Consider the following 10,164-nt stretch of genomic DNA (forward strand, 5'->3'; position numbering starts at 1 on the left):
TGGTGGAAGCAGCTCTACGGCGAGAGCGAGGGCAAGGAGGGCAAGGGCCTCTTCCCCGCCAGCGTGGAGTTCACCGCCGACCTCCACTCTATGGGCCAGTATATCCAGCAGGGCCAGCGTATTCTGCTGGAGACTGTGGTGCGCTTCGCGCAGAGCCGCCGTGAGCTCCTCATCCCCCACGACCCAGACAACGTGGACGGGCTCAACTTCCTCTCCGGAAAGCCCCTCCAGTTTGTGGCTGAGCAGGCCCTGCGGGGGACCCTCCTGGCCCATGTGGACGGCGGCGTGCCCAACCTGGTGCTGGAGGCCCCCGCCCGGGACGCCGGCGCCGCCGGGGGCCTCATCTACTTCTTTGAGTACGCCTGCGGCCTTTCCGGCTACCTTCTGGGGGTCAATCCCTTCGATCAGCCGGGGGTGGAGGCCTATAAGAAGAATATGTTCGCCCTTCTGGGGAAGCCTGGTTATGAGGACCAGCGCACCGCTCTGGAAAAGCGCCTGAACGGGTGAGGCTTTCCCCGTGAATTTTTCGTGAATTGAGGCAAATCGGTTGCAATTCCGCCGGGGAAATGGTAACATAAAGGCACAAGGCCGGAGCGCCGTTTCCGGCGAGAATGTAAGGAGTGATCAATATGGTTAGAGTGATCATGGGGGTCAAGGGCACCGGGAAGACCAAGCAGATGATCGAGCTTATCAATACAGCGGTCCAGAACGAGCACGGCAATGTGGTCTGTATCGAGCGCGGGCCCAAGCTGACCTATGACATCAACTATAAAATCCGGCTGGTGGAGGCCAGCCAGTACGACATGAAGGATTTTGACTTCCTCAAGGGGTTCATCAGCGGACTCTATGCCGGAAATTTCGATATCACACACATCTTTATTGACAGCCTGACCAAGATTGTCCCCAGCGAGGCCACCGACCTGGCGGTGGAGGAATTCCTGGACTGGCTGAACCGCTTCGGCGAGGCCAACAGCATCAAGTTCACCGTCACCATCAGCGCCGACTCCTCCCTGGCAAGCGAGGGCGTCAAGAAATATTTCTAAGGCCGGACACCAAAACGCGGTCTCCACGCAGGGTGGAGGCCGCGTTTTCGTCTCTGGCTCCGCTCTTCGGCCCTCTGCCATAAATTTTATGGATGGCAGACTAATTTTTATGTATTGGATTTCTCCAGCCCGGTCCATTACAATCATACCTGCGGCGTCCATGGCCAGAGGGCAGCCCTCAGCGCGGGCTGCGGCCCGAAGCGGCCAGTGGCTGCGGGTACAGCCCTTTGGCGGTCTGGATAAGCTGCCGCACTGCGGTGCGGAGGGGATTGTACTGGTTCCACACCAGATAGATGCCTACGTCCCGGAACTCCTCCACCGGAACCGCCCGGCAGCAGGGGCCGTCGGGAATGGTGCCCTGAAAGAGCACGCTCCCCGCTGTGTTGTGCTCGATCAGGCCCTTGATGACGGTGATCTGGTTGGTCGTCAGGATGATTTTCGGCGTGACCCTATGCTGGGCGCAGGTTTTCAGGGTGCTGGTGGTCAAAAAGGAGTCCTCGGAGAGCAGGACCAGGGGGACTCCTTCCAGCGCCCGGAGGGAGACGCGCTCCTCTTTGGCCAGGGGATGCTCCCCGGAGAGATAGAGGCAGGGGCTTGTGACGGCCAGCTGGTAGAAGCCAAAGGCGGAGGACATGGGGGAATCGGAGGACAGCAGGGCGATGTCCAGCTCTCCGTCCAGAATCCGCCGGTGGTTGGTCATGCTCCCGTTTTCCACCACGTTGACCTTGACCTGGGGATACCGGCGGTGGAACTCCTGCATGACGGGGGAAAAGTACAAGGTCACGCTGGCGGGCGAGAGCCCGAAGCGGATGACCTGATTGGCCTTTCCCAGCAGCTTCATGCGCCCGGAAAAGGACTCCACCTGCTCCAGGAGCAGATTTACCTCATTGAGAAACTGCCGGCCCTCCTCCGTCAGGACCAGGCCCTTATTCTGCCGGAGAAAGAGCGTGAGCGCAAATTCCCGCTCCAGATCATGGATCACATGGGTCAGCCCCGGCTGGGAAATGTGGAGCTCCTCGGCCGCCCGGGTCAGATTGCTGTGCTTACAGACCGTCTGAAAGTATTGCAGATGGGTCAATTTCATGGAACGATCCCCTTTCGTTTTGTGTCACACCTGCCGCAGCCGCCGCTCCGCGCCCTGGACCGGCCGGCGGCCTGGGCCCGTCTCCAAATCCTTATCATGTCTAAAGCTTGCAGCTTTGTTCAACACGCATTATTATAGCAAAAAAACTGCGCCGGGAAAACCGTTTCCGCGCTGGAGAGGAGAAAAACCATGCGCCGCCTGCTGCACGATATCGCTCTTCATCCGTTCCTCACCGTCATGGCCCCCCTGTTCAAGATGCTGGAGGCATCCTTTGAGCTCCTGGTCCCCCTGGTGGTGGCGCGGATGATTGACGTGGGCATCGCCCCAAAGGACGGGCCCTATCTCTGGAGGATGGGGGCGCTCCTGGTCCTTCTGGGGGTGGTGGGCTTTGGCTTCTCCATCACCGCCCAGTATTTCGCGGCCAAGTCCGCCGTCAGCGTGGGGATGGCCATGCGCCGCGACCTGTTTGCCCACATCCAAACCTTTTCCTATCGGGAGATCGACGCCATTGGAACCTCCACCCTCATGAACCGGGTGACCAACGACGTCAACCAGGTGCAAAACGGCTTCAACATGTTCCTACGCCTGTTTCTGCGCTCCCCCTTTGTCGTCCTGGGCGCCATGCTGATGGCCTTTACCGTCAACGCCAGAGCGGCGGTTCCCTTTGTGGTGACCATCCCTGTGCTGCTGATGGTGATTTTTGTCATTCTTCTGGCCAGTATGCCCCTCTACAAAAAGGTCCAGCAGCAGCTCGACCGGGTCCTCCTCAGCACCCGGGAAAACCTCCTGGGTATCCGGGTGGTGCGGGCCTTCGCCCGGCAGGAGGAGGAAAAGGCGCGGTTCCGCCAGGAGGCCGGCAGCCTGTACCGCAGACAGGTCTTCGTGGGGGGGATCTCCGCCCTGTTAAACCCCCTGACCTATGTGGCAGTCAACCTGGGGATTATCGCCATCCTGGCCCTGGGGGGCCGCCGGGTGGACGCGGGGGACCTGACCCAGGGGGAGGTCATCGCCCTCATCAACTATATGTCGCAGATTCTCACCGAGCTGGTCAAGCTGGCCAACCTGGTCATTCTCCTCTCCAAAGCCCTGGCAAGCCTGGGGCGGGTCAACGCCGTGTTTGAAACGCGGCCCTCCATCACCGATACCGGGGAGCCGGTCCCCCCTGCGGAGGACCAGCCTGCGGTGTCCTTTGAGGATGTGGGCTTTGCCTACGCCGGCTCCCAGGAGGAGGCCCTGCGCGGCATCACCTTCTCCGTCCTGCCGGGGGAGACCATCGGCATCATCGGCGGCACAGGCGCGGGAAAGTCCACCCTGGCCAACCTCATTCCCAGATTTTATGACTGCACCTCCGGGACCATCCGCCTCTTCGGCCAGGATATCAAAACCCTGCGCCCCTCCTCCATCCGGGCCCATGTGGGCATTGTCCCCCAGAAGGCCACCCTGTTCTCCGGCTCCCTGAGGAAAAACATGCAGTGGGGGAAGGAGGACGCCACCGAGGAGGAAATTTACCGGGCCCTGGACATCGCCCAGGCCAGGGAGTTTGTAGACAGCAAGCGGAAGGGCCTGGAGCTCCCCCTCCAACAGAACGGCGGCAATCTGTCCGGCGGCCAGAAGCAGCGCCTCGCCATCGCCCGGGCCCTGGTGGGACAGCCGGACATCCTGATCCTGGACGACAGCGCTTCGGCCCTGGACTTTGCCACCGACGCAAGGCTCCGCAGGGCCATCCACACAAGCACCCAGACCATGACCGTCTTTCTCATCTCTCAGCGGGTGTCAGCCATCCGCGGCGCGGACCATATCCTGGTCCTGGACGACGGCCGGCCGGCCGGCTACGGCACCCACCAGGAGCTGCTGGCCTCCTGCCGCGTCTATCAGGAGATCTGCGCTTCCCAGAACGCCGGAGAGGGGGCTGCCGCCCATGCGTAAGCAAACAGACCAGGCGCCCGGCGGGCGGGCGCGGACCCTGCGGCGGGTTCTCCGCTGCATCCGGCCCTACAGCGGCCTTGTGGCCCTCTCCCTGGCACTGTCCGTTCTGACTGTGGCGCTGACGCTCTATGTCCCCATTTTGACGGGCCGGGGCGTGGACCTCATTGTGGGGCCGGGGCAGGTGGACTTTTCCGGCCTGCTGGCCGTCATCCTCAGCATTCTGATCTCCGTCCTCATCACCTCGGCCGCCCAGTGGGTCATGAACCACATCAACAACCAGATCACCTACCACATCGTTCAGGACCTGCGGGGCCGGGCCTTCAACCACTTGCAGGAGCTGCCCCTGTCCTACACCGACCAGCATTCCACGGGGGACCTCATCAGCCGCGTTATCACGGATATCGACCAGCTCTCCGACGGCCTTCTGCTGGGCTTTACCCAGCTCTTCACCGGCGCCGCCACCATTGCCGGCACCATCTTCTTCATGCTCAGCATTGACCCCTGGATCACCCTCATCGTCGTCCTCCTGAGCCCCCTGTCCTTTGTGGCGGCGAACTTCATCTCCAAGCGATCCTTTGCCATGTTTCAGCGCCAGTCCGAGACCCGGGGCGAGCTGACCGGCTTTACCAATGAGCTGCTGGGCGGCATCAAAGTCGTGCAGGCGTTCAACCACCAGACCCAGGCATGTGAGGAATTCGACGCCATCAACCGGCGGCTGAGTGAGTTTTCCCTGAAGGCCACCTTCTACTCCTCCCTCACCAACCCGGTCACCCGGTTTATGTGCGCCGTGATTTATGCCGGCGTGGCCATTGCCGGAGGGCTCACCGCTATCGCGGGGAAGATCACCGTGGGGCAGCTCTCCAGCTTTTTGAGCTACACCAACCAGTATACCAAGCCCTTTAACGACATCACCAGCGTGCTGACGGAATTGCAGAACTCCATCGCCTCCGCCGCCCGGGTCTTCGAGCTCCTGGACGCCCCCCCGGCCCCGGCGGAGCCCACGGACGCCGTGGTGCTGCGTCATCCAAAGGGGGAGGTCCGCCTGGAGCATGTGGACTTCTCCTACACGCCGGAGGCCCCCCTCATCCAGGACCTGAACCTCTCCGCCGCCCCCGGCCAGCGCATCGCCATTGTGGGCCCCACCGGCTGCGGCAAGACCACCCTTATCAACCTTCTGATGCGGTTTTACGATGTGCACAGCGGATCCATCAAGGTGGACGGCCATGACATCCGGCAGCTCACCCGCCAATCCCTGCGCACCAGCTATGGCATGGTGCTCCAGGAGACCTGGCTCCGGTCGGCCTCCATCCGGGACAATCTCGCCTACGGCCGGCCTGACGCCACCGATGAAGAGGTAATCGCCGCCGCAAAAAAGGCCCACGCCCACAGCTTCATTATGCGTATGCCCGAGGGGTACCAAACCGTCATCGCGGAGGGGGGCGGCAACCTGTCTCAGGGACAAAAGCAGCTGCTGTGCATCGCCCGCATCATGCTCTGCCTGCCCCCCATGCTGATCCTGGACGAGGCCACCTCCTCCATCGACACCAGAACAGAAATCCATATTCAGGGGGCCTTTGAGACCCTGATGAAGGGGCGGACCAGCTTCATTGTGGCGCACCGGCTCTCCACCATCCAAAACGCCGACAACATCCTGGTCATGAACCAGGGGCGAATCATCGAGCAGGGCACCCACGAGGCGCTTCTGGAGAAAAACGGGTTTTACGCACAGCTCTATGGCAGTCAGTTTGCCTCAGAGGACTGAACCGGCGCCCCTTTCGCCGGGGGGCGGACTCGGGCGGGGGCCGGTAAAACCGGCCCCCGCCGGGCCGGAAAGCTGGCACTCCGCCCGTCTCTTTGTGAACAAAAAGTGAATTTTTCAAAAACAACCCCCGAAACCTGAAAATTGGGGGTTGATTTTTCTGGCAAATAGGGGTATTATCATACTCGAAGTTAGCACTCAGATATTTTGAGTGCTAAGTCCAGACATTGTGTATATCCAACCATCAATATAAGGAGGAACCCTGTTATGAAACTCAAACCCCTTGCAGACCGTGTCATCATCAAGATGGTGGAGGCCGAGGAGAAGACCAAGAGCGGCATCATCCTCACCGGCTCCGCCAAGGAGAAGCCCGAGGTGGCCGAGGTGGTGGAAGTGGGCCCCGGCGGCATGGTGGACGGCAAGGAGGTCACCATGACGGTCAAGAAGGGCGACAAGGTCATCACCAGCAAGTATTCCGGCACCGAGGTCAAGCTGGACGGCGAGGAGTACACCATCGTCCGCCAGGGCGACATTCTGGCTGTGGTGGAGTAAGCGCACCTGCCCAGCCTGGGGCCGGAGGGCTGGCCCCTTTGTCTTGAATTTAAACTTTTTTGGAGGTAATTGATATGGCCAAACAGATTATTTATGGCGAGGACGCCCGCCGCGCCCTGGAGCGCGGCGTCAACCAGCTCGCCGATACCGTCAAGATCACCCTGGGCCCCAAGGGCCGCAACGTGGTGCTGGACAAGAAGTTCGGCACGCCCCTCATCACCAACGACGGTGTGACCATCGCCAAGGAGATCGAGCTGCCCGATCCCTTTGAGAACATGGGCGCTCAGATCGTCAAGGAGGTCTCCACCAAGACCAACGACGTGGCCGGCGACGGCACCACCACCGCCACCCTGCTGGCCCAGGCCATCATCCGGGAGGGCCTGAAGAATCTGGCCGCCGGCGCCAACCCCATGATTATGAAGAAGGGCATCGCCAAGGCCACTGCCGCCGCCATTGAGGCCATCAAGGAGAACTCCAAGCCCGTCAACGGCAGCGACGACATCGCCCGCGTTGGCGCCGTCTCCTCCGGCGACGAGACCATCGGCAAGCTCATCGCCGAGGCCATGGAGAAGGTCTCTCACGACGGCGTCATCACCGTGGAGGAGTCCAAGACCGCTGAGACCTACAGCGAGGTCGTGGAGGGGATGCAGTTCGACCGCGGCTACATTGCCCCCTATATGGTCACCGACACCGAGAAGATGGAGGCCGTTCTGGACGACGCCGCCATCCTCATCACCGACAAGAAGATCTCCAACATCCAGGAGTTGCTGCCCATTCTGGAGCAGATTGTCCAGTCCGGAAAGAAGCTGCTCATTGTGGCCGAGGATGTGGAGGGCGACGCCCTGAGCACCCTCATCGTCAACAAGCTCCGGGGCACCCTGAACGTCTGCTGCGTCAAGGCCCCCGGCTTCGGCGACCGCCGCAAGGAGATGCTCCAGGATATGGCCATTCTCACCGGCGGCACCGTCATCTCCTCCGACCTGGGCTATGAGCTCAAGGAGGCCACCGCCGACATGCTGGGCCACGCCCGCCAGGTCAAGGTGACCAAGGACAACACCATCATCGTGGACGGCTCCGGCGACGCCCAGGCCATCAAGGACCGGATTGCCCAGATCCGCAGCCAGATCGAGACCACCACCTCCGACTACGACCGGGAGAAGCTCCAGGAGCGGCTGGCCAAGCTGGCCGGCGGCGTGGCCATCATCCGGGTGGGCGCTGCCACCGAGAGCGAGATGAAGGAGAAGAAGCTCCGCATCGAGGACGCCCTGAACGCCACCCGCGCCGCAGTGGAGGAGGGCATTGTGGCCGGCGGCGGCACCGCCTACGTCAACGCCATCCCCGCCGTGGAGAAGCTCCTCAAGGCCACCGAGGGAGACGAGAAGACCGGTGTGCAGATCGTGGCCCGGGCCCTCACCGAGCCCATGCGCCAGATTTCCGCCAACGCCGGCATCGACGGCTCCGTGGTGCTGGAGAAGGTCAAGAACTCCCGGAAGGTGGGCTATGGCTTCAACGCCTTGAACGAGACCTATGTGGATATGCTCTCCGCCGGCATCGTGGACCCCACCAAGGTCACCCGTTCCGCCCTGGAGAACGCCGCCTCCGTGGCCGGCATCCTGCTGACCACCGAGTCCCTGGTGGCCGACAAGCCCGAGCCTCCCGCCCCCGCCGCCCCCGCCGCCCCCGATATGGGCGGGATGTACTAAGCAGACGCAAAGAACGCTGAAAATACAAGGCTTTTGGCAAGCGGTGGAACCGATTTACACCAAACTTACACCAAAACCTGCGCTCAAGAGGCAAGACAATGGCCGATGCTCATATACGAGCATCGGCCATTTCAGTCTGTCAGAAGACGCACAGAACGGCCACATATCTGGTAAAATGAAATCAGATATGGGGGTGAAACTATGGAACAACGGCGGAAAGATGCGAGGAGAGAAGTAGCAATAACGGATATAGAAGGATTGGTACCGGAGGATCATCTGCTGCGGAAAATAGAGAAAGTAATGGATTATGAATGGCTGTATGAGAGACTGGAGCCATATTATTGTCACGATAATGGGCGACCCGGGACAGATCCAGTCGTTCTGATCAAGATGGTATTGATTCAGCATTTGTTTGGGATCGCGTCATTGCGGCAGACATACTGAGAGATTCAAGTAAATCTGGCATACCGTTGGTTCTTAGGAAATGGACTGCTGGAGGAGATACCGCATTTTGCAACGGTGCGCTATACATTCTGCCGGCGTTTTCCGGAAGAATTGACGCAGGAGATTTTCGAACATATTCTGAATAAGGCCCTGAACAACCGGATGGTGGACCCGCAGGCAGTTTTTATCGACGGGACCCATATCAAAGCCAGTGCGAACAAGAAGAAATTCCAGAAAGTGCAAGTCACAAAGGCAGCAAAGGTGTATTCCCAGCAGTTGCGGGGGGAAGTGAACGCAGAGCGGGAACGACTTGGGAAAAAGCCAATACAGGATGACGATAATGAAGACGGAACGCCAGGTGGAGGAACGGTAGAGAAGACGATTTCCACCACCGTTCCAAATGCTGGAATATTTGTAAAAGGGGAGCATGAGCGGCAATTTGCTTACCAGGCCCATACTGCCAGCGACAAACATGGGTTCGTTCTGGGTGTGGACGTGACAGCGGGAAATATACATGACAGCGCAGCTGGGGATGACCTATATAAGCAAGTGACACAACGATTTCGGAACGCAAATTGCAATAACAAGTTGAACACGCCCAGGCAGCAGGGGCCGCAAGGCCGGTAGTCAGATCGCAAAAACGGAATCCAAAAATGAACTGAACCAGTAAAAGCGGACAATAGACAAAACGCCCCCTGATGTAGGAAAATGGAAGTACTACATCAAGGGGTAATTGTTATGGCGAGGAAATATGAAAAAGTAAAGGAACTTGTGCCGGTTGTCGAGCAGCTGCAGGGGCAAGGGAAAACGCGGAAAGAAATCGCGAAGCAATTGGGGCTGCAGAGTGAACGAGCAGTAAAGGACCTGCTCTACCGTGCACGGCACCGGCAGGAAAAGGCTATTCCGAAACAGCGAGGAAGGAAACCGGCCAAAACATTAGCAGAGTACAAATATGAAAACAGGCGGCTGAAGATGGAAAATGAACTGTTGCGGGATTTTCTGCAGTCTATGGAAAGGACGTGAGGCCAAAAACGAAATACCAAGTGATATACCGGCACCGAACAGAATATCCGATATCTGTCATGTGCAGATTCTTTGGCGTATCCCGCAGCGGTTATTACGACTTTGTCCGCCGTGCAGACAGACCCGAGAAAGATAAAGAACTGGCAGACATCATTGCCATGCAGCGCAAGCGATGCTGGGGCACTTACGGCTATCGTCGGATGTGTCTGTGGCTAAGAAGCCAAAGTATTTACAAAAATCCCAAAACAGTACTTCGTATCATAAAAAGTATGATCTGTTGTCCGAAATACGACGGCGTAGGAAATGGGTTCGGATGGGCCGGCAAGCACATCGATATCATAACTCAATACGATCCTCTTTCATTTGTCATTATATCAATGTTTTCAATCTCATGACGGGTGATAATCTTTGAGAAGGAGGCCCCGGTTAGGGATGAAAGTATTCTGGGTAACGGTCGTCTCCTCGGTTTTCAGGACGCAGAATGGCAGAACCCAACGGTCACATGCCGTCCCGGAGCACGTCCTGATCCCGCAAGACTTTCTCGATAACAGTACCCCGGATTGCTTTCAGCAGGGGCTTTTTCAGCAGCTCCAGAGGACCGGGCAGCGAGACCTCCAGCGGGGACCTGCC

Annotated in this window: 10 protein-coding genes and 1 pseudogene; 10 read left to right on the forward strand and 1 reads right to left on the reverse strand. The window is 59.2% G+C overall.

All coding sequences use genetic code 11. From position 1 onward, the window contains the following. Together Q0K09_RS09295 and Q0K09_RS09300 are read left to right on the forward strand one after the other, a co-directional pair. Positions 1-507: pseudogene (locus tag Q0K09_RS09295) on the forward strand (glucose-6-phosphate isomerase); the annotation flags it as partial. A 122-nt stretch (positions 508-629) separates the two neighbouring features. Continuing rightward, a complete protein-coding gene (locus Q0K09_RS09300) occupies positions 630-1,043 on the forward strand; it encodes a hypothetical protein (RefSeq protein WP_294475609.1) in 414 nt (137 codons plus the stop codon). Positions 1,044-1,221: 178 nt separating this feature from the next. On the opposite strand, the gene Q0K09_RS09305 is transcribed toward Q0K09_RS09300, so the two are convergent. Further along, positions 1,222-2,127: a LysR family transcriptional regulator gene (locus Q0K09_RS09305; RefSeq protein ID WP_294475611.1), complete on the reverse strand. Its 906-nt coding sequence runs from the start codon at positions 2,125-2,127 to the stop codon at positions 1,222-1,224. Between the two features lie 189 nt (positions 2,128-2,316). Here Q0K09_RS09305 and Q0K09_RS09310 point away from each other — a divergent pair, with 189 nt between their 5' ends. The 8 genes from Q0K09_RS09310 (at position 2,317) to Q0K09_RS10840 (ending at position 9,929) form a co-directional block, all read left to right on the forward strand. Then, positions 2,317-4,053, forward strand: a complete 1,737-nt coding sequence (locus tag Q0K09_RS09310; protein WP_294475613.1) for an ABC transporter ATP-binding protein — start codon at positions 2,317-2,319, stop codon at positions 4,051-4,053. Further along, complete coding sequence (locus Q0K09_RS09315) at positions 4,046-5,815, forward strand: ABC transporter ATP-binding protein (RefSeq protein WP_294475614.1); 1,770 nt, start codon at positions 4,046-4,048, stop codon at positions 5,813-5,815. The genes Q0K09_RS09310 and Q0K09_RS09315 overlap by 8 nt, the downstream gene beginning before the upstream one ends. A gap of 264 nt (positions 5,816-6,079) precedes the next feature. Continuing rightward, a complete protein-coding gene (locus Q0K09_RS09320) occupies positions 6,080-6,364 on the forward strand; it encodes a co-chaperone GroES (protein WP_294475615.1) in 285 nt (94 codons plus the stop codon). A gap of 74 nt (positions 6,365-6,438) precedes the next feature. Beyond that, positions 6,439-8,067: a chaperonin GroEL gene (gene groL / locus Q0K09_RS09325; protein ID WP_294475616.1), complete on the forward strand. Its 1,629-nt coding sequence runs from the start codon at positions 6,439-6,441 to the stop codon at positions 8,065-8,067. Positions 8,068-8,367: 300 nt separating this feature from the next. Further along, positions 8,368-8,511, forward strand: coding sequence for a transposase (locus Q0K09_RS10835; protein WP_365932011.1), 144 nt, complete (start codon positions 8,368-8,370; stop codon positions 8,509-8,511). A 75-nt stretch (positions 8,512-8,586) separates the two neighbouring features. Next, positions 8,587-9,138: a transposase gene (locus Q0K09_RS09330; RefSeq protein ID WP_294475619.1), complete on the forward strand. Its 552-nt coding sequence runs from the start codon at positions 8,587-8,589 to the stop codon at positions 9,136-9,138. A 111-nt stretch (positions 9,139-9,249) separates the two neighbouring features. After that, entirely contained in the window at positions 9,250-9,534 is a 285-nt protein-coding gene (locus Q0K09_RS09335; protein ID WP_294475622.1) for an imidazolonepropionase, read from the forward strand. Positions 9,535-9,593: 59 nt separating this feature from the next. Next, entirely contained in the window at positions 9,594-9,929 is a 336-nt protein-coding gene (locus Q0K09_RS10840) for an IS3 family transposase (RefSeq protein ID WP_365932008.1), read from the forward strand. Positions 9,930-10,164 lie beyond the last annotated feature (235 nt).

The sequence above is a fragment of the uncultured Intestinimonas sp. genome, assembly GCF_944387725.1.
Classification (GTDB): domain Bacteria; phylum Bacillota; class Clostridia; order Oscillospirales; family Oscillospiraceae; genus Intestinimonas.

Coding starts and splice junctions, on each gene's coding strand:
- Q0K09_RS09300 (WP_294475609.1), top strand. CDS start 630: ATGGTTAGAGTGATCATGGGGGTCAAGGGCACCGGGAAGACCAAGCAG.
- Q0K09_RS09305 (WP_294475611.1), bottom strand. CDS start 2,127: ATGAAATTGACCCATCTGCAATACTTTCAGACGGTCTGTAAGCACAGC.
- Q0K09_RS09310 (WP_294475613.1), top strand. CDS start 2,317: ATGCGCCGCCTGCTGCACGATATCGCTCTTCATCCGTTCCTCACCGTC.
- Q0K09_RS09315 (WP_294475614.1), top strand. CDS start 4,046: ATGCGTAAGCAAACAGACCAGGCGCCCGGCGGGCGGGCGCGGACCCTG.
- Q0K09_RS09320 (WP_294475615.1), top strand. CDS start 6,080: ATGAAACTCAAACCCCTTGCAGACCGTGTCATCATCAAGATGGTGGAG.
- groL (WP_294475616.1), top strand. CDS start 6,439: ATGGCCAAACAGATTATTTATGGCGAGGACGCCCGCCGCGCCCTGGAG.
- Q0K09_RS10835 (WP_365932011.1), top strand. CDS start 8,368: ATGGATTATGAATGGCTGTATGAGAGACTGGAGCCATATTATTGTCAC.
- Q0K09_RS09335 (WP_294475622.1), top strand. CDS start 9,250: ATGGCGAGGAAATATGAAAAAGTAAAGGAACTTGTGCCGGTTGTCGAG.
- Q0K09_RS10840 (WP_365932008.1), top strand. CDS start 9,594: ATGTGCAGATTCTTTGGCGTATCCCGCAGCGGTTATTACGACTTTGTC.